Raw genomic sequence first — 24,752 nt, 5'->3', positions numbered from 1 at the left:
CATGGCGCTACGTGACCGGCTCGCCGCCGACGAACGGCACGGCGAGGAACACGACCTCGCGAAGCTGTACCGCGAGCGGCTGCTCGAGGAGATCGACGTCGACGAGCTCGCCCGGCTCTCGCCGTCTCAGCGGCGGGTGCGGCTCGAGCGGGTCCTGTCCCGCATCCTGTCCGTGGACGGGCCGGTGCTCTCGGCCCGCGAGCGCAGCGCGCTGGTGCAGCGGATCACCGACGACGCGCTCGGGCTCGGCGTGCTGGAGCCGCTGCTGGCGGACGAGTCCGTCACCGAGATCATGGTGAACGGCCCGCACGACGTGTTCATCGAGCGGTACGGCAGGGTGGAGCGGGTGCCCGCGCGGTTCGCGTCGGTGGAGCAGCTCTACCAGACCATCGACCGGATCGTGTCGCAGGTCAACCGCCGCGTGGACGAGTCATCGCCGATGGTGGACGCGCGCCTGCCCAGCGGCGAGCGGGTGAACGTGATCATCCCGCCGCTCGCGCTGGACGGGCCCACCCTGACGATCCGCCGGTTCCCGACGCCGTTCCGGATGGGTGAGCTCGTGGACCGCGGCACCCTGGACCTGAGCACGGCGAGCCTGCTGGGCGCGTGCGTGCGGGCGCGGCTGAACATCGTCGTCTCGGGTGGCACGGGCTCGGGCAAGACGACGTTCCTGAACGCGCTGTCCGGCCTGATCCCGGACCACGAGCGGATCGTCACCATCGAGGACGCGGCGGAGCTGTCCCTGCAGCAGGGGCACGTGGTGCGGCTGGAGTCGCGGCCGGCGAACGTTGAGGGGCGGGGCGCCGTTGCCATCCGCGACCTGGTGCGCAACGCGCTGCGCATGCGGCCCGACCGGATCATCGTGGGCGAGGTCCGCGGCGGCGAGACCCTGGACATGCTGCAGGCGATGAACACGGGCCACGACGGCTCGGTGGCCACCGTGCACGCCAACACGGCACGCGATGCGCTGGGCCGGCTGGAGACGCTGGCCTCGATGAGCGAGCTCGACCTGCCGGCCGCGACGCTGCGCGACCAGATCAACTCGGCGATCGACCTGGTGGTGCACCTGGAGCGGGCGCAGGACGGCTCCCGCCGCGTGATCGAGGTACAGGCGGTCACCTCGCAGCGGCGCGAGGAGTACGCCCTGACGCCGCTGATGCGGTTCGTCGCGGACCCGATCGGTCCCGACCGTACGGTGAGCGGCGAGTTCGTCCGCTCCGCGGCTCCGCGGGAGCTGGTGGAGCGGCTGCAGCGCGCCGGCGAGACGCTGCCCCAGGTGGTCGGGCCCTCGGTGGTCGGGCCTGTCGAGGCCCTGGGCGGTGCCCGATGACCGTCCTGCTCATCGCCGTGGGCCTGCTGGTCACGCTCGTGATGGCGGCCGCTACGGTGGCCACGCTCGTCAGCAACGCCGAGACCGAGCGGCGCATGGTCGAGACCGCCGACCTGGACCGGCTCGCCGGCGTCTCCGTGTTCGCCCGCCTCGACGAGCGGCTGACCCGGGCCCGGTGGGGCCAGCGCCTGGTGGCTCTGCTGGCCGGGGCGGGCCTGCCGACGTGGTCGCCGTCGCTGTTCCTGACGGCGGCGTGCGCCGGCGCGGTCGTGGTGGGACTGGTGGTCCTCCCGCTCTTCGGCTGGGCGACGGCGGCGCTCGCGGTGCTGCTCGTCGCCGTCGGCGCGCGGCGCTGGCTGGACCGGCGGCGCGACCAGCGGGTGGACCGGTTCGTGGCGCAGCTCCCTGAGCTGGCCCGGCTGCTGGCGAACGGCGCGTCGGCCGGGCTGGCCGTACGCCGGTCGCTCGAGATGGCGGCGCAGGAGATGACCGAGCCCGCGGCGTCCGAGGTGGCGCAGGTCGGCGCCGAGATGGCGGTCGGCCGGTCCATGGGGGACGCCCTCGCGAGCCTGAGCGAGCGGCTGCCGTCCCGGGAGCTGTCGGTGCTCGTGCAGACGCTCACGATCCAGGGCCGCTCGGGCGGCGAGCTGGTGACCGCCCTGGCGGGGATCGGGCAGACGCTGGAGGAGCGGCGGCGGCTGCGGCGCGAGGTGGTGACCGCCACGATGGGCGCGCAGTTCTCCGGGTACACGGTGATCTTCCTGGCGTTCGGGGCGGTGGCGCTGATGAACGCGTTCAGCCCCGGCGTCGTGGACGTGATGATCACCAACCTGGCCGGCCAGGTGGTGCTGCTCGTGGCGACCGGGCTCTTCGTCGTCGGGTACCTGCTCGTCCGTCGTCTGGCGAAGGTGGAGGTGTGACGTGCCGGAGCTCCTGATCGCGGCGGCCGCCGCCCTGCTGGCGGTGCTCGGGATGGTCTCGGGCCGGCTGCTGACGAGCACCGGGCTGGAGGACGTCGAGGCCGAGTACGCGCCGGACGCGGAGCCGAGGCAGCGCGGTTTCGTCGCCGTGCTGGACCGGGTCGGGGCGCCCCTGCTCGCGCCGGCCGTGCGGCTGCACGGGCGGCAGCGCCTGCAGCGGCTCGACACCGCGATCCGCCGGGCGGGCCGGCCGGAGGGCGTGACGCTGACGATGTTCGTGCGTCGCGAGGCGGCGCTGGTCCTGTTCGGCCTGCTGTTCGGGCTGTTCTTCACGCTCCAGGGGCTGTGGCTGGTCGGTGTGCCGCTGGCGGTGGTGCTTGGCGGCTGGATGAGGCTGTGGCTGGTCACGGAGGCGAACCGGCGGCGGCGGCAGATCGACGCCGAGCTGCCCGACTTCCTCGACGTGCTGAGCGTGACGGTGACCGCCGGCCTGGGCTTCCGGCAGGCCCTGGAGCGGGTGTGCGACCTGCACGGCGGCGCGCTGGCCGCCGAGATGCGCACCGCGCTGCAGGAGATGAACGTGGGCGCGTCCCGGCGGCAGACCTTCGTGGCACTGCGCGAGCGCAACCGGTCCGCCACCGTCGGCACGTTCGTGACGGCGCTGCTGCAGGCCGAGGAGCTCGGGGTGCCGCTGGCGGACGCGCTCACGGACATCGCCTCGGACGTGCGCCGCGAGCACGCGGAGACCGTGCGTCAGCGCGCGGCCCGGGCCGCGCCGATGGTCTCGCTGGCCGTGACCATGACCATCCTGCCGGGCGCGTTGATCCTGATGGTGTCGGCGGTGCTCATCGCGAACGCGGGGGTCCTCGGTGACCTTTTCTGAGCGGTTGAGCCCCCCGCACGCGATGGACGCGCTGACCCAGCGCGCCATCGGCCCCGCGGTGCGGCTGCTGTGCCAGATCCGGCTCGTGATCCTGGCGTTCGCCCTGGTGCTTGCCCTGCTCGACGGCGCGGGCTGGTTCGGCGTGTTCCTCGTGCTGCTCGCCGCCCCCTTCTCGTTCGTACCCGCGCTGAACTGGGAGAGCCGGGGCCGCGTCTACGCCCGCAACGGGATCCTGCTGGCGGCGGACACCGCCGTCGCCGTCGTGGCCCTGCTGCCGCTCGCCGGTTCGCCGCTGATGGCGGTCTACGCCGCGGCGACCGCTGCGCTCTGGGGTCTCTTCGCCGGCCTGTGGCTCGCGCTGGTGATGGCCGCGCCCCTGTGCCTCTACCAGCTCACCGCGTACGACGACGGCTGGCGCGGTCTGCTCACCGGCGTCGCGGGGGCGAGCCTCACCATCATCATGGCCTGGACCGGGACCCAGCTCGGACGGCGGATGCGGCGTCAGGCGATCCTGTCCGCGGAGCTGGCGGTGGCACGCGCGGACCAGGCGGCCCTGGCCGAACGGCTGCGCCTGGCCCGGGACCTGCACGACACGGTCGCGGGCGACCTCGCCGGGCTCGCCCTGACCGCCCACGGGCTGGCCGACCGGCTGGACCGGGAGGGCGCGGCGCGGGGCACCGTCGAGGTGGCGCGCGGGCTCAGCGGCGCCGTCCGGACCGTGCACGAGCACACCCGGCGGGCGCTCGGCGAGCTGCGCGACGACCACGACGGCGTGGCCGGGCTCGTGACCGAGATCGCCCGCCGCTGGACGGGACGGACCGGGATCCCGGCGGCGGTCGACCTCGGTCCCGGGGTGGACGGCGCGGCGGCCGAGCGCCGCATGAGCCACGTCCGCGCGCTGATGACCGAGCTGCTGGAGAACGTGCGCAAGCACGCGGACGCCTCGCGCGTCGAGATCGCCGTGACCGCGGAGGACGGCGTGGTGGAGCTCGTGGTCGCCGACGACGGCGTGGGGCTCGGCCCGAGGGCGTCCGGCGGCGGCCGGTACGGGATGCGCGGTGTCCGCGAACGGGCGGAGCTGTGCGGTGGCTATGCCACCTGGGCGCCAGGGCCGGACGGCGGGACCGTCGTCCGCGTGGTGCTGCCCAGGGAACCCGCCGGCGTCGGTCAGCGGCCCGTGGCAGAGGTGGCCTGATGCGCATCCTCGCCGTGGACGACAACCCCATCATCCGGATGGGCCTGCGGACGCTCCTGGACGGCGCGCAGGGCGTGACGTCGGTGCTCGACACGGGTGATCCCGAGGAGGCCGCGGCGCACGTGCGCGCCGGCTTGGTCGACGTCGTGCTCCTGGACGTCCGGATGCCGCGGACGAGCGGGCTGGAGCTGCTGCCCCGGCTCGCCGGCGCGACCGTCGTGATGCTGACGCACACCGACGATCCGGCGACGGTGTCCGAGGCGCTCGCCGCCGGGGCTGCCGGGTACCTCGTGCACGGTGCACTGGAGCCGGACGCCCTGGTCGACGCGATCCGGCTCTGCCGGAACGGCAGCCAGGTCGTCTCCGGGGTCGCCACCGTCCCGGCCGTACCCGGCCGAGGCCCGAGCGTGCGGGACCTGCTGTCCCGGCGGGAGGCCGAGGTGATGGACCTCGTCGCCGACGGACTCTCGAACGGTGAGGTCGCGGCCCGCCTGTTCATCTCCGAGAAGACGGTGAAGAACCACGTGAACAGCCTGTTCGCCAAGCTCGGCGTGACCACGCGGAGCCAGGCGATCGTGCGGTGGCTCCAGCGCGACGCCGAGCCGGGTAGTGCCGTGGGCCCAGCGAGAACGGGCCCCCGGCTGGGGCCGCGCACCCTGGGCGCCGGGCGCGGCCATCCATAGGTTTGCTGGTGTGGCCGCGTCCTCCGGACCCGCGGCCGGCAACCGGACACCACACGTGGAGGACAGCATGAACAAGTTGATGGAGAAGGTAGTCGCCACGCAGGTGGGCGTGCGGGCCTTCGCCGAGTGCGCGGCGCGGGTCGCCCGTGACGACGAGCGCGGACAGGGCTCGGTCGAGTACGTCGGCATCATCCTGGTCGTCGTGGCGATCGTCGGCGCCGTCGTCGCCGGTGCGACGCCCGTCGGCACCGCGATCCTGACCCAGCTCACGACCGCCGTGAACAACATCGGTGGCGGCGCCCCCGCCCCCTGACCCAGCCTGGACAACGGAGGTGTTGATGCGCCGAGCCACGCTCGCCGTGCTCGCGCTCGGTCTCGCGAGCCTGTCGGCCGGCTGCGGGTTCGTCGGGACCGACGATCCTGGCCCGGCCGAGCCTTCGGCCGGTGCATCGGCATCCACCATCTCGCCCTCGCCCGGCGGCCCCCCGGCCCCGGGCGAGGTCGTGTCCGTCGACCGGGAGTGGCACGGCGCGCGCGTGCACTTCGACGTGCGTCCCGTCGAGGCCGACGGCGACCTGGCGGTCCTGCGGTACGAGTTCGGCGCGACGGCGGCCGACCCGTCGAAGCCGCCGTCGTTCTCGACCGTCGTGCTGAACCTCGGCGGGCTCGGCAGCCCGGTCACCGACGGCCGGGGTGTGCGCCTCTTCGACACGGGCGAGGGCCTCGTCCACCCGGTGGCGCAGGCGCCCGGCGGGAACCCCGCCGCGGCGATCGAGTGGACCGAGGACGGCGCCCTGCGCGGCTCGGCCGTCGCCGTCTTCGCCGCACCCGTGAACGGTTCGGTGGACGTGCTGCTGCCCGGCTTCGGCGCCGTGACCGTACCCGTCGTCCCCGCGGGCGAGGGTTTCGAGGACGCCGTCGACCAGGTGGGCGGCGTGGGCGACGCCGAGACCAGGCCGCTGCGCGCCTTCACCCGCGCCTACGACGACGGGTCGGCGACGGCCGCCGAGGACGACGACATCACCGTCACGCTGGCGTCGGACGTCCTCTTCGCCTCGGACCAGCACACCCTGTCGGAAAAGGCCCGTGGCGTCGTGGACCGCGCCGCGGCGTCGATCCGGGAGCAGGCGGACGACGGCGAGGTGCGCGTGGAGGGACACACCGACGACGTGGACACCGACGCCTACAACCAGGCGCTCTCCGAACGCCGCGCCGCGTCCGTCGCGGCTCGGCTGCGCGCACGGCTCGGCGACGGCTTCACGGTGCGCGAGGAGGGCCGGGGCGAGGACGAGCCGGTCGCCGAGGGGACCAGCCCGCAGGCCCGAGCCGCGAACCGCCGCGTCGAGATCGAGTTCCGGGGCCACCTCGTCGTGGAGGCGTCCGAGGAGGGCGACGTTCCCGAGGCCGACGTCCCGACGGCGCGGAACGGCCCGGTCACCATCGCCACGAGCGGTGGTGAGTACACCGTGGAGGCCGAGTCGATGGTGCGGCGGCCCGGGGCGATCGTCGGCACGCTCACCGCCGAGCGCACCGCGGGCGCGTCCATCGACGTCGCCTGGTTCCTCCCGTCCTACCTGGAGCAGATCGGCGACCGACGGTTCGGTGTCCTGGGCGACCTGGCGGGCCCGCACAACCTGTCGTTGCTCGGCGCCCAGGAGCGCGTGCTGCCGTTCGACTACGTCGAGCAGAAGAAGTCCGGCGGGTTCGTCCTGCGCCGCCTGCTGGGCGACGAGGAGATCAAGCCGCTGGGCCCGGGCGAGCGGACGTCGGTCACGGTCGTCTGGCCGGACACCGGCCAGGAGACCGTGACGGTCGACGCCCCGGACCGGTTCCGGATCACCGACGTGCCCGTGACCGATTCGACGAAGGAGTGACCGTGGCGCGGACGACGCCTGATGACGGCGAGCGCCGGACGACACCGGACGACCGCGAGCGCGGGTCCATGCACGTGATGACGATCCCCGTCGCCGTCGGCATGGTGACCGTTGCGGTGCTGGTCGTGACCATGCTGGGCTCGGCGACCGACGACCGCCGGGAGGCCGGCACGGCCGCCGACGCCGCGGCGCTCGCCGCGACCCAGGAGTGGGACGAGCACCTGGGGCTGCTGCACGGCCTGCACCTCGGGGTCTCCGAGCCCGAGGAGTTCTGGGGGCTGGCCGAGGAGGCGCTGCTCGGCCAGGGCCTCCAGCAGGAGATGTACGAGGCGGCCGAGGCGTACGCGGAGAGCAACGGTGCCGAGCTGGTCGGGTTCCAGGTCGACCCGGAGCGGCTCCTGGTGACCGCCCGGGTGCAGCACGACGAGGCGGTGCCCGGCACCGCGATCCGCCCCGAGGCGTCCGCGACCGCCGGCATCACGCTGAGCGGCGGTCTGTGCGTGGACGGCGACGGCCTGGGCTGGCTGATCGACGGGCTGTGCCTGACGGAGCCGGAGGACGACGTGGAGGAAGAGCCGGATGAGGGCGACGAGGAAGATCCGGACGAGGGTGACGACGAGGAGGACTGGACCCCGCCGGAGGTGGAGGGTTACTCCAGCGCCGTCGTGCTCGTGGGCTGAACCGCATCGGCACGCTGAGTACTCAGGGGCTTCCCTGGCTTGTCCCCGGCTTGTCCCCTGAACCGCCCGGGAACCCTTGGTTCGCAGGTCAGAGGCGTGAAATAACCACCACATGAAGACACCCCGACTCATCCCGTCAGCACTTGTCGCGACGGCTCTCGTGGCCTGCACGGTGGTCGCCGCACCCAGCGCGGCGGCCGGTCCGGCGGTGGTCGGCCCGACGTCGGCCACCGCGTCGTCGGCCGCCGAGGCCCCTGCCCTCTCCCTGCCCGAACCGACCGGGCAGTACCCCGTCGGCCTGACGCCGGTCCACCTCGTCGACGAGGACCGTGCCGACCCGTGGCGGCCCGAGCGGCGCCGAGAGCTCATGGTGTCCGTCTGGTACCCGGCGCTGCCGTACGGCGAGCCCACGCCGTACACGACCGAGGCGGTCTCGGCGGCGATCGTCGCGAGCGCGAACCTGCCCGTGCCGTCGGACATCCTGACGACCGTCGAGACCCACTCCTACGACCGGGCCCCGGCGCTGCCGGGCCGGCGGCCGCTCGTCGTGCTGTCGCCAGGCGCGGGCCTCAGCCGGGAGTCGCTGACCTCGCTCGCCGAGGACCTCGCGTCCCGGGGGTACGTCGTGGCCGGCGTCGACCACACGTACGAGGCCCGTGCCATCGAGTTCCCGGACGGCAGGGTCGCCCCCTGCCTGCTCTGCGAGCGGGAGAACAGCGCGGAGGTCGGCGCGTGGGTCACGCGCGGCCGCGCCCTCGACATCGACTTCGTCCTGGACGAGCTGACGCACGGCCGGCTCTGGCGGCACGGGCCGGCCGTCGACGCGCGGCACATCGCCGTCGTCGGCCACTCGCTGGGTGGCGCGTCCGCCGCGGCGGCGATCGTCGACGACCCGCGCGTGGACGCCGGGGTCAACATGGACGGCACCTTTCAGGTGGACTTCCCCGAGACGGGGATGGGCCGGCCGTTCCTCATGCTGGGCAGCGCCTCGCACGAGCCGGGCGCCAGCGACGGGACGGACTGGCCGGACAACCGGGCTCGCCTGGGCGCGACGGGCCTGTGGCTGCAGATCCCGACGGCCAGCCACGTGTCGTTCGCCGACCAGCTCATGTTCCTCGACCAGCTCGGCATACCGCGTCCGGGCGGGTTCGTCGGTGGTGCCCGCGGCGTCGAGATCACCAACGCCTACGTGGGTGCGTTCCTGGACCGCCATCTGCGCGGCCGGGCCGCACCGCTGCTGGACGGCCCGGTGGCCGAGTACCCGGAGGTGGAGTTCCGCGACGGGCAGTAACTGCCGGCCTCGAGCCGGCGGCGCGATCGTGGTCCGGTAGCCCGCGGGGACACCACGTCCCCCGGGTCTACCGGAGACCCGTCACGGTCAGGCGGATCGACAGCAGCATGTGCGTCGCCGTCACGAACAGCATGTTGCGCTTCGGTCCGCCGAACGTCAGGTTCGAGCAGACCTCGGGCAGCAGCAGCTTCCCGAGCAGGGTGCCGTCCGGGTCGAAGCAGTGCAGGCCGTCGGCGGCGGCGGCCCAGAGTCGGCCTCCGTCGTCGACCCGGATGCCGTCGAAACCGCCCGCGTCGCAGGTGGCGAACACCTCGCCGCCGGACAGCGACAGATCCGGGCCGACGTCGAAGCGGCGCAGGTGCCTGCGCTCGGTGTCCGTGACGTACAGGCTCCGCTCGTCCGCGGAGAACGCCAGGCCGTTGGGGCGCGCGAAGTCGTCGGTGACCCGGGCGACCGAACCGTCGAGGTCGCGGCGGTAGACGTGACAGCCGTCGATCTCCGGCGTGGCCTGGTAGCCCTCGTAGTCGCTGTCGATGCCGTACGCGGGGTCGGTGAACCAGACGCTGCCGCTGCTGTGCTCGACCAGGTCGTTGGGGCTGTTGAACCGTTTGCCCGCCCAGCGGTCCGCGAGCACGGTCACGGTGCCGTCGGGCTCGGTGCGGGTCACCGACCGGGACCCGTGCTCGCACTGGAGCATCCGGCCCGCGCGGTCGATCGTGCGGCCGTTCGCGTACCCGCCCGGGCTGCGCCAGACGCCGACGGCGCCGGTCGCCTCGTCCCAGGACAGGACCCGGTCGCTCGGGATGTCGCTGAAGAGCACCGTGCGCCAGGCCGCCGAGTAGGCGGGACCCTCGAGCCAGCTCCCGCCGTCGTACAGCACCTCGACGAACCGGTCCCCGCGGACGGGGGAGAACCGCTCGTCGTGGTGCTCCCACTGGGCACGGATCCTGGTCGCTGTCACGCCTGACTCCCTCGTCGGTCGGTCGGTCGGTAGGTCGGTCTTGTCCTGTCGGTGGCCCGCGGTCGCGGGCGGGAGCAGCAGCGCGCTCCTGCTGACCGGCTAGCCCGGTAGGACCGTGGCCAGCACGGCCTGCGTCGTCGTGACCTCGATCAGCGGCGCGTAGAGCCGCATGAGGTCCAGCGCGCGCTCGTGGTTCTCCGGTGTCGAGCCGGCGCAGGCGTCGTCGACCACGAGCACGCGGCGGCCCGCGTCGGCGGCGGCGAGCGCCGTCGAGATCACGCAGCAGTCCGTCGCGACGCCGGCGAGCACGAGCGTGCCGGCGTCGTGCGTCGCGGCTGCCAGGTCCGGGCCCCACTTGCCGAACGTGGGGAGCGTGACGACGGGCGCCCCGGCGTCCGCGACGTCGGCCAGGTCGGTGATCTCGTAGAGCGGGTCGTCCTCGGGGACGAGCGCGAACGGCCACTGCTCGAAGTAGGCGCGCCAGGCGCCGTCGGGCACCGTGGGGGCGATGTACCTGGTGAGCACCGTGCGACCCGCGAAGGCGGGGAGCAGGCGGCGGGTTCCGGCGAGCGCTGCGGGATAGTCGGGGGAGGCCCACGGGCTGGGCGGGCGCGCGAAGACGTCCTGCATGTCGATGACGACCAGTGCGGCGTCGGGCCCGGGCGGCGCGGCGGCGGCCGCTGCGCCGTCGCTCACCGCTCCTCCTGGCGGCGGACGGTGCGCGCGGTGAGCAGGAGCGTGCCGAAGAAGCCGAGGGCCAGGGCGACCAGCACGCCCAGGTTGGCGAACGCCCAGTCCCCGTCGATGCCGCCGAGCGGGCCCAGCAGGTACCCCTGCCAGGCGAGCCACGGGGCGTAGGTGTTGGTCACGAGGCCCCAGCCGACGGCGGTGCCGCCCAGCACGAGCGCCACGGCGGACCAGTTGACGGACCCGTACCGGCCTGCGGCGTCGTACAGGTCGGCGTCGGTGTAGTCGCGGCGGCGCAGCAGGATGTCGGCGAGCAGCACGCCGCACCAGGCGGCGACCGGCACGCCGAGCGTGATGAGGAAGCCCTGGAAGGGGCCGATGAACGAGTCCGCGACGAACACGACGTAGATCGCGCCGATCACCATGAGCCCGCCGTCGATGGCGGCGGCGACCCAGCGCGGGGCGGGCAGGCCCAGGGAGAGCAGGGCGAGGCCCGAGGAGTAGATGTCGAGCGCCGCACCGCCGATCAGCCCGGCCAGGGCGACCACGACGAACGGGACGAGGAACCACGTGGGCAGGAGCGTGGACAGGGCGCCGATCGGGTCGGCGCCGATCGCCGCGTTCAGGTCGGGGTCGGAGCCCGCGAGCAGCAGGCCGAAGACGAGCAGCACCACGGGGGCCAGCGAGGCGCCCAGGGTGGTCCAGCCGACGATCCGCGGGCCGGAGGCGGAGCGGGGCAGGTAGCGCGAGTAGTCGGCGGCCATGTTGACCCAGCCCAGGCCGAACCCGGTCATCATGAACACCAGACCGCCGATCACCTGTGGCGCGCCGCCCGCGGGGAGCGCGGCGACGGTGGCCCAGTCGACGTGGTCGGCCACCAGGATGATGTAGACGACGGTGAGCACGGCGGTCAGGACGGTGATGACGACCTGCAGCCGCATCACGAGGTCGAACCCGAAGACGCCGGCGGCCACCACGATGCCCGCCACGACCACGAGGGCAACGATCTTGGTGACGGTTCCGCCGCCCCAGCCGAGCGCCCCCAGCACGGTCGAGGTCGCGAGCGTGGCCAGGGCCACGAGCACCGTCTCCCAGCCGACGGTGAGGATCCACGACAGCAGGGAGGGCAGCTTGTTGCCGCGCACCCCGAACGCCGCGCGGGACAGCACCATGGTGGGCGCCGAACCGCGCTTGCCGGCCAGCGAGATGAACCCGCAGAAGAGGAACGACACGACGATGCCGACGGCGCCGACCACCGTCGCCTGCCAGAACGAGACACCGAAGCCGAGCAGGTAGGAGCCGTAACCGAGCCCGAGCACGGACACGTTGGCCCCGAACCAGGGCCAGAACAGGTTGCGTGGCGAGCCGCGCCGCTCGGACTCGTCGATGGTGTTGAGGGCGTTGGTCTCGACCGCCGTGGGGACGCTCATGGTGGCGATCCTGCCACCTGCCTCTGACACGCACGAGGACCCGCACCGTGTCGGTGCGGGTCCTCGTGATGCGGCGGGTGGTGCGGGGCTCCGGCTCAGGCTCTGCTCACGTCGCCTGAGCCTGTGGCTCCGCTACGGGCGCGTGCCTCGTTCCTCGGCCCGCACCATGCGCTGCGCCTCCGGCTCAGCCTCAGCCGACGCGGATGAAGGTCGGGCTGTCCTGCCAGATCTGCGACTCGTGCACGGTCTGGCCGGGAACCGGCGCCTCGATCTGCATGCCGTTGCCCGCGTAGATGGCGATGTGGCCGGGGGTCCAGATGAGGTCACCGGGCTGCGCCTCGGCCGCGGACACCACGGTGCCCGCGTAGCGCTGCTCCGAGGAGGTGCGCGGCAGGTCGATGCCGACCTGGGCGTAGACGTACGAGGTGAACCCGGAGCAGTCGAAGCCGGCGGGCGTCGAGCCTGCCCAGACGTACGGCACACCGATGTACTGCCGGGCGATGGAGACGATGTCGTTGGCGGCGGCCGGGACGGTCTCCTGGACGGCCGCGGCGGTCTCGACGACCTCCTCGACGACCGGCTCCGGCTCGGGCTCGGGGGCGGGTGTCACCTTGATGGTGCCCGTCTCCAGCGTGAACTTGCTGTCGGCGGCCACCTGCACGGCGGGCGCGGTGTTCACTGCCTCGACGACCGCGGCCCCGGCGACCGAGCCCTGCGACGTCTTGTTCAGGATGTCCAGCTCGGCGGTGGACGGGCTGTTGTCGGCAACGGGCGCGGCGTCCGCGGGAGCGCTGAGCAGGGAGACGGCCAGGCCGGAACCGGCGACGACGAGCGCGCCGCGGCGGGCGGCACCCGAGATGCCCCGCGCCGCGGCACGGGAGAGGGGAGTCAGCGGGGTGATCGGTCTGCGGGCAGCACGGTGGCGCCCAGGCGTGCGAGTACTCAAGAGCTTCTCCTGACGCCTACGAGGTGAGCTGTCGGATTCGGATCGGAGAATGACCCGGCCGCGTACTGCTCGTGCGGCTTCACCCCAAGGACACCGTCGGTGCCCGCTTACGTGGTTCCCCCGTCCCTGTCCGTGTTCTGTGCAGTCTCGGGGCGGTGACAGGGCTCGGCGCCCGCCTCGAGTGCCCGCGGACTTCCCGCGAACCGGAGTGACGCTAACCCCGGTCGGCCGCAAAGTCACAATCGCATCACGGCTGACGGGGTAGTTCGCGTCCTACTTGACCCGAATTGTCCCTATGAGGTAGGTCACTCCGCCGCGGGCGGAACGTTGTGATTCCGGGCGAACAGGTTGCTCGGGTCGTACTGCCGCTTGATTGCCGCAAGTCGCTCGTAGGTCGCCGCCGGATAGACCGCCGCGACGTCGTCCGCCGTGGTCGTCCCGAGGAAGTTCGAGTACGCACCGTTGACGTGCGGGGCGAGCCTGGCCCAGATCGCGGCGAGGCCAGGACGGGCGGCCTCGACCACCGGCTTCGGGCCGCCGGCCACCGTCGCGACCAGCAGCTCCGCCCCGCGGTGCGCGTACGCCGTCGCATCGGCCGGGACCCGTGACACCGCACCGCCCACGCTGCGGATCGCTATCGACGGCGCACCCGCCGACGTCCCGACCTCGGCGAGGATCCGCAGCGCGTCGGACACCGACTCCCGCTCGACGAAGCCGCTGTGGCCCAGCAGCTCGAGACCCGGCGGCAGTGCGGCGCCCTCCACGAGGATGTCGGCGTAGGCGTGCGGAGCGACGTCGTCCTCCAGCACCGTCCCGAGCCGGCGGATCGGGTCGAGCGCGCCGGCCGCGAGCTCCGGGTCGTCGCCGTCGAACGCCACGTGGATCTCGAGCGGTGCCTCAGGGCCGCCCGCGAACGGGTTGGCCAGGTTCGCGATGGAGGTCAGCTCGTCGGGCGCCGTGCGGAGGTGGTCCGCCCAGCCCTGGAGCACGACGGCGGTCTCAGCGGCGGGGAACGTGATCTTGCCGAAGAAGACCTCCGTCGTCGGGTGGGCCACGAACTCGAAGGAGGTCACGACGCCGAGATTGCCGCCGCCCCCGCGGATCGCCCAGAACAGCTCGGGGTTCTCCTCCGCGCTCGCGGGCACGACCGCGCCGTCGGCGGTGACGAGCTGCGCGGCCGCCAGGTGGTCGAGGGTCAGGCCGTGCTTGCGGACCTTCCAGCCGATGCCACCGCTCAGGGTCAGCCCGCCGACCCCGACGCTCCTGGTGTCACCGGAGGAGATCGCGAGGCCGTGCGGCGCCAGCGCCTCGGCCACCTGGCCCCAGGTCGCGCCGCCGCCGACCCGGACGAGATGGCGGTCCGCGTCGATCACCTCGACGTCGGCGAGAGCGCTCAGGTCGATCACGATGCCGCCGTCGTTGGTGCCGAAGCCTGGAAAGCTGTGGCCGCCGCCGCGCACGGAGAGCGTCAGCCCGGATCCGACGGCGAACCGGACCGCCGTCTGCACGTCACCGACCGTCTTGGGGCGCAGGACGAAGGCCGGGCTGCCCGCGACCAGCTTCGCGCGGCTCACCGCCTCGTACTCGGCCGCGCCCGGCTCGATGACGTCGCCGCCGAAGTCGCGGCGGAGGTTCTCGATCGCTGAGGTCATGGTGTTCCTTCCACAGGGGGTGCTCGGTGCACCCGATGTGGAGGAGACTCCCCGGCCCCGGAAGATGTGACAGCGCGCGGTGTGACGCCCGTCACGCCCGTGCGTCGTCCGGGGGAGCCTGCCCACAGATCGACCATGCACCTGCTGCCACAACAGGCCGTGGTCCGGCAGCAGGTGCATGGTCATCGACGTCGGACGGAGCCCGCCTCCACCAAAGGTCGTAAGCCAAGTGCGTGCCAGCGGGCGATGTGCCGCCGCCGCCCGCCCGACAGGCTGGTGTCGTCCGGAAGAAAGCCCTCCGGACCAGCCCGAACACCCGCCGAACGCGAGGAGCGCGACGATGTTCCCGTCCCATGAACCACCCACCCGGCGGCCCGGCCGCGTGCGCACCCTGGCGGCGCTCGCCGCCGTGGGGGCGCTCGCGATCACCGTCGCCGCCGGCGTCCCGGCGTCCGCCGCGAGCGCCGCCGAACCGACGCCGCCCCCGCCCGTCTCCGCCCCGCCGGGCGAGCACCCGCTCACGCGGTCGGACGTCGATGCCTGGCTCGACGGTCTGCTGCCCTCCGCGCTGGAGAACGCGGGCATCGCGGGCGGCGTCGTCACGGTGGTCGACGACGGCAAGGTCGTCACCACCCGCGGTTACGGCTACGCCGACACGGGTACGACGAGCGGTGAGGCGGTCCCGGTCGACCCGGAGAGCACGCTGTTCCGCCCCGGTTCGGTCTCCAAGCTGTTCACCGCCACCGCCGCGATGCAGCTCGTCGAGAGCGGCGACGTCGACCTCGACACCGATATCGCGGAGTACCTCGACTTCGACGTCCCGCGGTCCTTCGACGGGCCGATCACCATGCGCCACCTGCTCACGCACACCGCGGGCTTCGAGGAGCGGCTCGGTGGCCTCATCGGCTCGGGCTCCGTCTCGCCGGTGCTCCGGGACGAGCTGGCGCAGGACCCACCGGAGCAGGTCTACGAGCCCGGCACCGTCCCCGCCTACTCGAACTACGGCAACTCGCTGGCCGGGTACATCGTCGAGCGCGTGAGCGGTGTGCCGTTCGAGGAGTACGTCGAGCGGAACATCCTCACGCCGGCCGGCATGACGTCGTCGACCTTCGAGCAGCCGCTGCCCGAAGCGCTGCGCGACCGGATGTCGAAGGGCTACGCCACGTCGGCGGACGCCCCGGGCCCGTTCGAGATAGTGGGGACGCCGCCGGCCGGTGCCCTGACCGCCTCGGCACCCGACATGGCGCGCTTCATGCTGGCCCAGCTCGGCGAGCCCGGCACGGGTGCGATCCTGGAGCCAGGGACCCTCGACCTGATGCATGCCCCCGCGCTGGACGAGAGTTCGCTGGGCAACCTCGCGGCGTCCCCACGGATGACGCTCGGGTTCTTCGACGAGAGCCGCAACGGGCGCTGGATCATCGGCCACGGCGGCGACACCAACTACTTCCACTCCCACCTGCAGCTTTACCCGGAGGAGCGCACTGGGATCTTCGTCTCGTTCAACAGCACGGGCGACAGCGGTCTCGCGACGCTCGAGCTGCGCGACGCCGTGCTGCACGGCTTCACCGACCGCTACTTCCCGGCGGAGTCCGCCCCGGCGGCCGGCACGGTCGACGACGCGACCGCCAAGGAGCACGCCGCGATCGCCGAGGGCAGCTACGTCGCCTCGCGCGGCATGCACAGCACGTTCCTCGCCTCGCTGGAGGCGTTCAGCGCCACGCAGCTCACCGCGCGGGCCGACGGCCGCCTCCTGATCACGCCGGGTCCCCTCAGCGACTCGCCTGCCCTGTACGAGGAGATCGAGCCGTGGGTCTGGCGTGAGGTCGACGGCCAGCGCGTGATCGCCATGCGGGTCGCAGACGGCAAGGTCGAGGCGATCGGCGTCGAGGGGGCCTTCACCCTGCTGCCCGCCCAGCCGGAACGCGCCCAGGCGGTGGCGCTCCCCGTGCTCGGCGTGTCCGCGCTGATCCTGCTCGTGGCGGCCGTCGCGTGGCCGGTCGGTGCGATCACGCGGCGGGTCCGGCGGCGGTCGGTTCCCGGGTCGGCGCCGGGCTCGGCGTCCGGCTCCGAGCGGGCCGTGCGTCTCCACCCGGAGCGCTCCGGCCGCGTGGTCAGGCTGCTCACCAACATCGCGACGGTCTGCGCGGTGCTCGCCCTCGGCGGCTGGACGGCCACGGTGCTCACCGTGATGAGCCTGGAGGACGTCTCCGAGTTCTCGCTGCGCCAGCTCCAGGTGGTCCAGGGCCTCGGCGTGCTGGGCATCGTCCCGGCCGCGCTCCAGGTGGTCGGCGCCGTCCGGCACCGGCACGGCTGGCGCAGGATCCTCGGCGCGGTGCTCGTGCTGCTCGCCCTGGCCGGGACCGCCTGGTTCGCCGTCGAGTTCCGCCTGCTGGCGCCGTCTGTATCGTACTGATGATGCTCACGACGGACGGCCCAGCGGTGTACGACGGCGTTCCCGTCCCGCCGCGCGTCGGCAGGCTGGAGACCCTGCTGACCCGGCTCGGCGTGACCACCCGGCCGGCGCAGGACGCACTGCTGGCCGCGGTCGTCACCCTGCTGACCGCCGGCCTGCTGGTGGTGCTCTTCCAGTACGTGCTGGAGGCGGAGGACCTGACGATCGGTCCGGCGCAGGGCGTGCTGCTCGCGGTCGCCACGTGCGCCCAGGCGCTGCCGCTGGTCCTGCGCCGGACCCGTCCGGTCCTCTGCCTGGGCCTCGTCGTGGCCGTTCAGGTGCTCGTCATTGCCGTGTCGCCCCCCGACCTGTCGGTCGGCGGCATACCGCAGGTCATCGCCGGCTACACGGTCGGAACGCTGCTGCCCGCCCGCCGGGCCCTGGTGGTCACAGGCGCTGCGGTGCCGGTCGGGGTCGTGGCGGCGGCGGGGACGGCCCTCGTGTCCGGGAACGGCCTGCTGCTGCCGGCCGCGAACCATCTCGCGGCCGGGATCGGCACCTACGTGGTCAGCGCTCTGGTCGGCGGGGCGGTGGCGACCCGCCGCCGTTACGTCGAGCTGCTCCGCCTCCGGGCCGAGGAGCTGATGCGGACGCAGCGCGCGACCACCCAGGCCGCGATCTTCGCCGAACGTTCCCGCATGGCTCGCGAGCTGCACGACGTCGCGGCGCACCACCTCTCCGGCCTCGTGGTCCAGGCCGCCGCCGTGGCGCGGCAGATCGACACCGACCCCGAGGCCGCCAAGGCCGGCACCGCCTGGATCCGCGGACAGGGCAAGGAGACGCTGGACAGCCTCCGCCTGATCGTCGGGGTCCTCCGTGAACGCCCGAGCGTCGACGACGACGGGCACGACGCGCCCCCGCCCGGGCTCGACGCGCTCGACGGGCTGGTCCGCACCGCGCGCACGCTCGGCGACACCGTCGAGCTGGTCCGCGAGGGCAGGGCGCGTACCCTCGCGCCCATCGCGGACGCGGCGTTCTACCGGGTGGCCCAGGAGTCGCTGTCGAACGCCCGCCAGCACGCACCCGGCGCGCCCGTGCGGATGGTCGTGCGGTTCGCGGAGCGGGAGGTCTCCCTCAAGGTCGTCAACGCACCCGCTGCGGGGGGCGCCCCGACGAACCCGACGCGGCAGGTCTCGACGCGGCAGGTCTCGACACGGCAGGTCTCGACACGGCAGGGCATGGGCCTCATCGGCATGGGGGAGCGCGCGCACCTCGTCGGGGCGACACTGACGACCGGTGCGACGCCGTCCGGCGGGTGGCGCGTGCTGCTGACGCTGCCGCTGCACCACGAGCCCACGAGCACCGGAGGACAGGAATGATCAGGGTCTTGCTCGTCGACGACCAGGCGGTGGTCCGGGCGGGGTTCCGGTTCCTCCTGGAGCAGGCCGACGACATCGAGGTGGTCGCAGAGGCCTCGAACGGGCCGGCGGCGGTGGAGCTCGCCCGCCGGCACAGCCCCGACGTCGTCTGCATGGACGTGCGCATGCCGGGCGGTGACGGCCTCGCGGCGACCCGCGAGATCGTGGCCGACGCCGCCTCGGGCGGGACCGCACCCGCGGTGCTCGTCGTGACCACCTTCGATCTCGACGAGTACGTGTTCGGTGCCCTGGAGGCAGGGGCCGGCGGGTTCATCCTCAAGGACTGCGAGCCCGAGGAGCTGATCGACGCCGTCCGCCGGCTCGCCGACGGCCACGGCCTCATCGATCAGGCGGTGACCCGCCGCGTGATCGCCGAGTTCGCCCGCCGCAAGGCCCCGCCCGAGTCGGCGTCGGACATCGCGGCGCAGCTCACGGCGCGCGAGGCCGAGATCGTGCGGCACCTCGCCCGCGGGCTGTCGAACGCGGAGATCGCGCGCGAGCTCGTCGTGGAGACGAGCACCGTGAAGTCGCACCTCGGCCGCGCCATGGCCAAGGTCGGCACGCGTGACCGCCTGCAGACCGTGGTGTGGGCCTACCAGAACGGGCTCGCCCCGGGCTGACGTCTCATCTCCAGGGGCCGGCACTCCGGGGGATGGTCCGCGGGGCAAGGTAGACCCCTGTGGTGGGTGCCAGGTCCGCTGAACTGCGTTCGCCTCGGCCACGCCGAGTTCACGTGAGCTGAACTGTTCAGCCCAGGCCGCAAACTCGAGGCTCAGCCGAACACAGTTCAGCGGACCTGGCACCCACCACAGGGATATACCTTGCCGCTCGCCCTGGCCCAGTTGCGGCTGCCGGGTGGCCCATGCCCGATCGCCGCCGCCCCGTCGCTCCGCCCAGCGGCCCGCGCCCCGCCGCCGGTGGCGTCGGCCTATCCGGGCGGGCAGCCGACGGTCGCGCCGTCGCGTGCGAACGGGGCCGGGTCGAAGACCCCGAACCGTTCGCGGTACTCCGCGGCCCGACCCGGCCACAGGAGCGTGAGGCGCCCGGAGCGTTCGTCCACGTACCAGCTCCGGCAGCCGCCGCGCAGCCACACGGTCCCCGCAGCGCGCTCGTCGATCTCGCGCGTGTAGGCGGTTTCGGCCGCCGCCGACACCTCGAGCGGCCCGCCCGCCTGGTCCTGGTGGTCGAGCGCGCCGAGCACGTAACTGATCTGCGCCTCGATCACCTCGAGGGCCGAGTGGTGGCCGAGCCCCGCGTTGGGGCCGTCGAGCACGAAGAGGTTCGGGAAGCCGTGCACGACCGTCGAGGCGTGGCTCGTCATGCCGCCGGACCAGTGCTCGGCGAGCGTCTGTCCGCCGCGGCCCGCGACCAGGTCGGCGAACGGCGGCCGGGTCGTCTCGAACCCCGTGGCCAGCACGAGCACGTCGAGGTCGTACCGCGCGCCCGACGCCGCGACGAGCGTCGAGCCCTCGACCGCTACCGGTGGGCCCGGCTCCAGCGTGACGTGCGGCTGCTGCAGCGCCGGGTACCACTCGTCGCTGAACAGGGCGCGCTTGCAGCCAACGGCGTAGTCGGGCGTGAGGAGTGCGCGCAGCGCGGGATCCGGCACCTGGGTGCGCAGGTGGGCCTCCGCCCGTGCCCGCAGCTCGGCCTCCGCGGCCGTGCCGGCGATGCGCGCGTCGAACAGGCGGTCGGCCTCCTCGGCGAGCGCCGCTCGCTCGGGCCGGACCTCGCCGGGTGCGTAGGCCCGGTCGCCGCGCGGCAGCACCCAGGGCGGCGTGCGCTGCAGCACGACGACGGACTCCGCCCGGCGGGCCAGCTCCGGCACGAGCTGGACGGCGCTCGCGCCGGTGCCGACGACGCCGACCCGGAGCCCGGCGGGCAGGTCGCGGTCCCAGCGTGCGGAGTGGAACACGCGGCCGGGGAACGTGCCGAGCCCGGGGAGGTCCGGCACGCGGGGCTCGCTGAGCCGTCCGACCGCCGTCACCAGGACCCGGGCGGTGAAAGGACCCCGCGACGTCGTCAGGTGCCATGCGGCGTCGTCCTCGTGCCAGCGTGCGTCGGTGAGCTCGGTGCCGAGGCGTAGGTGGGGGATCAGCCCCTCGGACCGTGCGACGTCGCGCACGTACTCGTGGATCTCTGCGCCGGGCGCGAACACCCGCGACCAGGCGGGCTGGGGCAGGAACGAGTAGGAGTAGAGCGCGCTCGGGATGTCGCACGCGACGCCAGGGTAGACGTTGTCGCGCCAGGTCCCGCCGACGTCGTCGGCCCGTTCCAGGATCGCGAAGCCCGTGCGCCCGGCACGGCGCAGCCGGGCGCCGAGGCCCACGCCGGCGAGCCCCGCACCCACCACAGCGACGTCCACCTCGGTGGCCGTTCCGGGCCTGGTGTTCGTGCCCGTCACCCCACCTGCTCGTACGTGGTCGTGCGCTGGCGGACGGGCCGGCCCAGCACGGCGGCGAGCCGCGTCACGTCCGCGACGGTCAGCTCCCGGCCCTGCTCGGGGCCGGCGCCGGGGTCCAGCACACCGTCGAGCAGCACGCCGCCGAGGTCGTCCGCGCCGCCCGCGAGCATGCGCTGAGCACCGCGCATGCCGAGCTTGGTCCAGGCGGCCTGCACGTGGTCGATCCGCCCGTCGAGCATGAGTCGCGCGACGGCGTGCAGGGCGCGGCTCTCGCGCAGGGTCGCCGCGCGGGCGCCGGCCACCGGCACCGGCGACTCCGAGGCCAGCCAGGGCATCGGGATCAGCTCGGTGAACCCGCCGGTCGTGTCCTGCACGCGGGCCAGCGCCCTCAGGTGGCGCACCTGGTCGCGCGCCGACTCGACGTGCCCGTACACGATCGTCGCGGTCGACCGCAGGCCGGCGGTGTGCGCGGCGGTCACGAGCTCCACCCAACGCTCGGCCGGGATGTCGGTGCCGCCCGTGAGCAGGTCCCGGACCCGGTCGTCGAGGATGCGGGCGCCCGTACCCGGCACGGTGTCGACACCGGCCTCGCGCAGCGCCGTCAGCCAGTCGGGCAGGGAGAGCCCGGCGCGGGCGGCGCCGTCGGCGAGCTCGGCGGGACGGAAGGCATGCAGGTGCAGGCCGGGTCCGCCTCGCTTCACGGCGCGGGCCAGGTCGAGGTAGCCGTCCGCGCCCGCCGACGTCGGCGGCACGCCCTGCGCGCACACCTCTGTGGCGCCGAGCGCGACGGCCTCCTTCGCCAGCTCCTCGACCTGCTCGGGGGCCAGGCCCAGCGAGCCGTCGATGTTCCGGTTCACGGCGTAGGTGACGGCGTCGCCGACGCGCGCGCGCCGCACCTGGTCGGCCAGCGCGGCGAGCTCCTCGAGGTCAGAGCCGTCGGCACCCAGCAGCTCGACCCAGGCGGCGTCGTCGACCCCGTCAGGATCGCCGGCGACGTCGGCAAGCAACCCACCCAGCCGCCCCCCGTTGTTGAGTGCTGGCTTTTTGTGGCCGGACGGGTCGGAAACGCGCAAATACCCAGCACTCAACGGGGCCGGGGTGGAGGCGGGGAAGGCGCCCAGGAGGGCGTCCTGGCGGGCCAGGCCGTAGTCGTCCGCCAGGGCCAGGACGCGGGGGCGGAGGCGGTCGTCCAGCCAGTCCGCGCCGTCCCGGGCCTCGCGCAGGTAGTGCGGGTGCGCGGTGAGGCGTTCGCGCAGCGTGTACCCGCCCTCGGCGGTGAGCCGCGCCAGGTCCTCGATGTGCGGCCAGGGCCGCTCGGGGTTCACGTGGTCGGGGGTGAGCGGGCTGACGCCGCCCCAGTCGTCGATGCCGGCGCGCACCAGGAGCTGGAGCTCGGCGGCGTCGGTCAGGTTGGGCGGGGCCTGCACGCGCATGCCCGGACCGAGCAGCACCCTGGTCACGGCGACGGCGGCCGCGTACTCCTGGGTCTCCAGGTCCTCCGCACCCATCATCGCGGTGGCCGACTTGGCGCGGAAGTTCTGCACGATCACCTCCTGCAGGTGACCGTGCCTGGCGTGCGCGTCACGCAGGGCCAGGATCGAGTCCACACGCTCGGCGTAGTTCTCGCCGATACCGAGCAGCACGCCCGTCGTGAACGGGATGCGGGACCGGCCGGCGTCGTCGATCACGCGCAGCCTGAGGGCGGGATCCTTGTCAGGGGAGCCGAAGTGCGCCTCGCCTTTCTCGGTCCACAGCCGCGAGGAGGTGGTCTCGAGCATCATGCCCATCGACGGGCCCACCGGCTTGAGCCGCTGCAGCTCCGCCCACGACATGACGCCGGGGTTGAGGTGCGGGAGCAGCCCGGTCTCGTCCAGGATCAGCTGGGCCATGTGGCCCACGTACTCGAGCGTCGAGGCGTATCCGTGGTCGTCGAGCCACTGCCGGGCCACCGGCCAGCGGTTCTCCGGGCGGTCGCCGAGCGTCAGCAGGGCCTCCTTGCAGCCCAGCTCCGCACCCTGCCGGGCGACCTCCAGGACGGCGTCGGCCTCCATGTAGGGCGAGATGCCGGCCTTCGCGAGCTTGCCCGGCGACTGGACGAAGATGCAGTAGTGGCACCGGTCCTGGCACAGGTGGGTCAGCGGGACGAACACCTTGCGTGAGTACGTGATGACGCCGGGCCGGCCGGCCTCCGCCAGGCCGGTGTCGCGCATCGTGCTCGCGACCGCGAGGAGCCGGTCCAGGTCGGCGCCGCGGGCGTGCAGGAGCACCTCGGCGTCCGCCCGGTCGGGCACGCTGCCGCCGCCGTCCTCCAGGCGGCCGAGCGCCGCCTCCAGGACCGTGCGGTCCGGGGCCTGCGGCTGGTCAGCGGCGCTCGGAGGCATGCGCAGGGTCAGGGGAACAGTCATGGGCCCACCTCGGGTGCGGGAACCGGATCGGGATGGTCCGGAGGGGACGGGCCGACACTATGTCATCGGGCAGCGCGGTCCGTCCGTCATCCCGTAGTGCGCTCGGTCACGGTGTGGAAATCCCCGATATCACCCGACGACCCACCTTGCTAGCGTCTTGGCGACCAGCAGGCCGGCAGCGTAGCCGCGACCTGCTCCGGATCAACAGACGAACTGAGGTGGTCCCATCATGGTCTCCCGCCGCGCCCCGATCGTCGTCGCAGTCGCCACTGCCGCGATGCTGGCGCTAGGAACGGCCCTCGTCCCTCTTCTGCCCGCCACAGCCGTCACAGCCGCCGTGAGCGAGTGCTCCGCACCGACCTGGGCCGAGGGTACGAGCTACCGCGCCGGACAGCAGGTCACCTACGAGGGCCGCATCTACACCGCGACACAGGCGCACACCGCCCACCCGGGTGCGGGCTGGGACCCGGCGTCGACCCCGACGCTCTGGACCCTCAGCGGCACGTGCGACGAAGGCCCAGCTCCCGAGCCGACGCCGACCGACCCGGCTCCGGAGGCAGGCACGCCGGTCGCGGCGAACGGCCAGCTCAGGGTGTGCGGCGTGGGCCTGTGCAACGCGCAGGGCAAGCGGATCCAGCTGCGCGGGATGAGCACGCACGGCACCCAGTGGTACTCCCAGTGCATCACGGACGGTTCGCTCGACACCCTCGCGTACGACTGGAACGCGGACGTCGTGCGGATCTCCACCTACGTGCAGGAGGACGGCTACGAGACCGACCCCGCACGGTTCACCGCTCTGGTGAACCGCTACATCGACATGCTCACGGCGCGCGGCCTGTACGCGATCGTCGACTGGCACATGCTCGACCCGGGCGACCCCCACTTCAACCTGCAGCGGGCCAAGACCTTCTTCACGGCCATCGCCGAGCGGAACAACGGCAAGAACAACATCATCTACGAGGTCGCGAACGAGCCCAACGGCGTGTCCTGGCAGACGATCAAGAGCTACCACGAGCAGATCGTCCCAGTGGTCCGTGCGAAGGACCCGGACGCCGTCATCCTGCTCGGCACGCGGGCGTGGTCCTCGCTCGGCGTCTCCGACGGCTCCAACGAGTCCGAGGTGGTGAACAACCCGGTCAACGCGTCGAACGTGATGTACACGTTCCACTTCTACGCTGCGTCGCACGGGCAGGACTACCTGAACGCGCTCTCCCGGGCCGCGGACCGGATACCCGTGTTCATCACCGAGTTCGGCACCCAGGACTACGCGGGTGAGGGCGCCAACGACTTCGCCATGTCGCAGCGGTACCTCGACCTGGCGGCGTCGAAGAAGATCAGCTGGGTGAACTGGAACTTCTCCGACGACCACCGCTCCGGTGCGGTACTCACCCAGGGATCGTGCAACAGCGGCTCCTTCGGCACAGGGAACCTGAAGGAGGCCGGGCGCTGGATCCGGGACCGGATCCGGACGGCGGACGACTTCTAGACCGGCTCTGCTGCCGGGCGGCGCGTAGCAAGGTAGACCCGATGAGGGGGCGCCGGGTCTGCTGAACTTCGATCACCTCAGGCCCGTGTAGTTCGCCTCAGCCGAACAGTTCGGC

At 73.2% G+C, this 24,752-nt stretch carries 20 protein-coding genes and 1 riboswitch; of the genes, 13 read left to right on the top strand and 7 right to left on the bottom strand.

What is annotated here, in order from left to right:
- The first annotated feature begins 1 nt into the window (after position 1).
- From ACFWE2_RS10130 to ACFWE2_RS10090, 9 genes are all read left to right on the top strand, one after another.
- Positions 2-1,330, top strand: coding sequence for a CpaF family protein (locus tag ACFWE2_RS10130; RefSeq protein ID WP_377224092.1), 1,329 nt, complete (start codon positions 2-4; stop codon positions 1,328-1,330).
- On the top strand, positions 1,327-2,250 hold the full coding sequence (locus ACFWE2_RS10125; protein WP_377224091.1) for a type II secretion system F family protein: 924 nt from the start codon (positions 1,327-1,329) through the stop codon (positions 2,248-2,250). Before ACFWE2_RS10130 ends, ACFWE2_RS10125 begins: the two co-directional genes overlap by 4 nt.
- Before the next feature lies 1 nt (position 2,251).
- Positions 2,252-3,133, top strand: a complete 882-nt coding sequence (locus tag ACFWE2_RS10120; protein ID WP_377224090.1) for a type II secretion system F family protein — start codon at positions 2,252-2,254, stop codon at positions 3,131-3,133.
- A gap of 4 nt (positions 3,134-3,137) precedes the next feature.
- Positions 3,138-4,328 carry a sensor histidine kinase gene (locus ACFWE2_RS10115; protein WP_377224089.1) on the top strand — a complete coding sequence of 397 codons (1,191 nt, stop codon included), beginning with the start codon at positions 3,138-3,140 and terminating at the stop codon, positions 4,326-4,328.
- Positions 4,328-5,011 (top strand): response regulator transcription factor, encoded by a 684-nt coding sequence (locus ACFWE2_RS10110; RefSeq protein ID WP_377224088.1) that lies wholly within the window; start codon positions 4,328-4,330, stop codon positions 5,009-5,011. The genes ACFWE2_RS10115 and ACFWE2_RS10110 overlap by 1 nt, the downstream gene beginning before the upstream one ends.
- Positions 5,012-5,078: 67 nt before the next feature.
- Entirely contained in the window at positions 5,079-5,324 is a 246-nt protein-coding gene (locus ACFWE2_RS10105) for a hypothetical protein (RefSeq protein WP_377224087.1), read from the top strand.
- Between the two features lie 25 nt (positions 5,325-5,349).
- A complete protein-coding gene (locus ACFWE2_RS10100; protein ID WP_377224086.1) occupies positions 5,350-6,885 on the top strand; it encodes an OmpA family protein in 1,536 nt (511 codons plus the stop codon).
- A 2-nt stretch (positions 6,886-6,887) separates the two neighbouring features.
- Entirely contained in the window at positions 6,888-7,565 is a 678-nt protein-coding gene (locus ACFWE2_RS10095; RefSeq protein WP_377224085.1) for a pilus assembly protein TadG-related protein, read from the top strand.
- Positions 7,566-7,677: 112 nt separating this feature from the next.
- On the top strand, positions 7,678-8,856 hold the full coding sequence (locus tag ACFWE2_RS10090; protein WP_377224084.1) for an alpha/beta hydrolase family protein: 1,179 nt from the start codon (positions 7,678-7,680) through the stop codon (positions 8,854-8,856).
- Between the two features lie 67 nt (positions 8,857-8,923).
- Here the strand turns inward: ACFWE2_RS10090 and ACFWE2_RS10085 are convergent, their stop codons facing one another.
- The 5 genes from ACFWE2_RS10085 to ACFWE2_RS10065 all read right to left on the bottom strand — a co-directional run bounded on the left by ACFWE2_RS10085 (position 8,924) and on the right by ACFWE2_RS10065 (position 14,532).
- Complete coding sequence (locus tag ACFWE2_RS10085; RefSeq protein ID WP_377224083.1) at positions 8,924-9,817, bottom strand: SMP-30/gluconolactonase/LRE family protein; 894 nt, start codon at positions 9,815-9,817, stop codon at positions 8,924-8,926.
- A 99-nt stretch (positions 9,818-9,916) separates the two neighbouring features.
- Positions 9,917-10,513 carry a cysteine hydrolase family protein gene (locus tag ACFWE2_RS10080; protein ID WP_377224082.1) on the bottom strand — a complete coding sequence of 199 codons (597 nt, stop codon included), beginning with the start codon at positions 10,511-10,513 and terminating at the stop codon, positions 9,917-9,919.
- Positions 10,510-11,934: a purine-cytosine permease family protein gene (locus ACFWE2_RS10075; protein WP_377224081.1), complete on the bottom strand. Its 1,425-nt coding sequence runs from the start codon at positions 11,932-11,934 to the stop codon at positions 10,510-10,512. The genes ACFWE2_RS10080 and ACFWE2_RS10075 overlap by 4 nt, the downstream gene beginning before the upstream one ends.
- A 190-nt stretch (positions 11,935-12,124) precedes the next feature.
- Positions 12,125-12,880, bottom strand: a complete 756-nt coding sequence (locus ACFWE2_RS10070) for a C40 family peptidase (protein WP_377224080.1) — start codon at positions 12,878-12,880, stop codon at positions 12,125-12,127.
- Positions 12,880-13,032, bottom strand: a riboswitch (cyclic di-AMP (ydaO/yuaA leader). Its footprint overlaps the gene before it by 1 nt.
- A 153-nt stretch (positions 13,033-13,185) precedes the next feature.
- Positions 13,186-14,532, bottom strand: coding sequence for an FAD-binding oxidoreductase (locus ACFWE2_RS10065; protein ID WP_377224079.1), 1,347 nt, complete (start codon positions 14,530-14,532; stop codon positions 13,186-13,188).
- A gap of 340 nt (positions 14,533-14,872) precedes the next feature.
- Here ACFWE2_RS10065 and ACFWE2_RS10060 point away from each other — a divergent pair, with 340 nt between their 5' ends.
- From ACFWE2_RS10060 to ACFWE2_RS10050, 3 genes are read left to right on the top strand one after another with little or no spacing between them, the layout of a single operon-like run.
- Positions 14,873-16,945, top strand: coding sequence for a serine hydrolase (locus ACFWE2_RS10060; protein WP_377224078.1), 2,073 nt, complete (start codon positions 14,873-14,875; stop codon positions 16,943-16,945).
- A gap of 2 nt (positions 16,946-16,947) precedes the next feature.
- Complete coding sequence (locus ACFWE2_RS10055) at positions 16,948-18,303, top strand: sensor histidine kinase (protein ID WP_377224077.1); 1,356 nt, start codon at positions 16,948-16,950, stop codon at positions 18,301-18,303.
- The gene (locus tag ACFWE2_RS10050) at positions 18,300-18,962 is read left to right on the top strand and encodes a response regulator (protein ID WP_377224076.1); all 663 of its coding nucleotides are present in this window, start codon (positions 18,300-18,302) and stop codon (positions 18,960-18,962) included. The genes ACFWE2_RS10055 and ACFWE2_RS10050 overlap by 4 nt, the downstream gene beginning before the upstream one ends.
- 308 nt (positions 18,963-19,270) lie before the next feature.
- Here ACFWE2_RS10050 and ACFWE2_RS10045 read toward each other — a convergent pair whose 3' ends face one another.
- Positions 19,271-20,746: a flavin-containing monooxygenase gene (locus ACFWE2_RS10045; protein WP_377224075.1), complete on the bottom strand. Its 1,476-nt coding sequence runs from the start codon at positions 20,744-20,746 to the stop codon at positions 19,271-19,273.
- Positions 20,743-23,151 (bottom strand): 7,8-didemethyl-8-hydroxy-5-deazariboflavin synthase CofG, encoded by a 2,409-nt coding sequence (gene cofG / locus ACFWE2_RS10040; protein WP_377224074.1) that lies wholly within the window; start codon positions 23,149-23,151, stop codon positions 20,743-20,745. Before cofG ends, ACFWE2_RS10045 begins: the two co-directional genes overlap by 4 nt.
- 229 nt (positions 23,152-23,380) lie before the next feature.
- Between cofG and ACFWE2_RS10035 the strand changes: the two genes are divergently transcribed.
- The gene (locus tag ACFWE2_RS10035; RefSeq protein ID WP_377224073.1) at positions 23,381-24,637 is read left to right on the top strand and encodes a cellulase family glycosylhydrolase; all 1,257 of its coding nucleotides are present in this window, start codon (positions 23,381-23,383) and stop codon (positions 24,635-24,637) included.
- The last annotated feature ends 115 nt before the right edge of the window (positions 24,638-24,752 follow it).

The sequence above is a fragment of the Promicromonospora sp. NPDC060271 genome, assembly GCF_042726755.1.
Classification (GTDB): Bacteria; Actinomycetota; Actinomycetes; order Actinomycetales; family Cellulomonadaceae; genus Promicromonospora.
Note: the sequence above shows the minus strand (reverse complement) of the source record. Positions and strands in the feature narration are given on the sequence as shown.

Coding starts and splice junctions, on each gene's coding strand:
- ACFWE2_RS10130 (WP_377224092.1), top strand. CDS start 2: ATGGCGCTACGTGACCGGCTCGCCGCCGACGAACGGCACGGCGAGGAA.
- ACFWE2_RS10125 (WP_377224091.1), top strand. CDS start 1,327: ATGACCGTCCTGCTCATCGCCGTGGGCCTGCTGGTCACGCTCGTGATG.
- ACFWE2_RS10110 (WP_377224088.1), top strand. CDS start 4,328: ATGCGCATCCTCGCCGTGGACGACAACCCCATCATCCGGATGGGCCTG.
- ACFWE2_RS10105 (WP_377224087.1), top strand. CDS start 5,079: ATGAACAAGTTGATGGAGAAGGTAGTCGCCACGCAGGTGGGCGTGCGG.
- ACFWE2_RS10100 (WP_377224086.1), top strand. CDS start 5,350: ATGCGCCGAGCCACGCTCGCCGTGCTCGCGCTCGGTCTCGCGAGCCTG.
- ACFWE2_RS10090 (WP_377224084.1), top strand. CDS start 7,678: ATGAAGACACCCCGACTCATCCCGTCAGCACTTGTCGCGACGGCTCTC.
- ACFWE2_RS10075 (WP_377224081.1), bottom strand. CDS start 11,934: ATGAGCGTCCCCACGGCGGTCGAGACCAACGCCCTCAACACCATCGAC.
- ACFWE2_RS10065 (WP_377224079.1), bottom strand. CDS start 14,532: ATGACCTCAGCGATCGAGAACCTCCGCCGCGACTTCGGCGGCGACGTC.
- ACFWE2_RS10060 (WP_377224078.1), top strand. CDS start 14,873: ATGTTCCCGTCCCATGAACCACCCACCCGGCGGCCCGGCCGCGTGCGC.
- ACFWE2_RS10055 (WP_377224077.1), top strand. CDS start 16,948: ATGCTCACGACGGACGGCCCAGCGGTGTACGACGGCGTTCCCGTCCCG.
- ACFWE2_RS10050 (WP_377224076.1), top strand. CDS start 18,300: ATGATCAGGGTCTTGCTCGTCGACGACCAGGCGGTGGTCCGGGCGGGG.
- cofG (WP_377224074.1), bottom strand. CDS start 23,151: ATGACTGTTCCCCTGACCCTGCGCATGCCTCCGAGCGCCGCTGACCAG.
- ACFWE2_RS10035 (WP_377224073.1), top strand. CDS start 23,381: ATGGTCTCCCGCCGCGCCCCGATCGTCGTCGCAGTCGCCACTGCCGCG.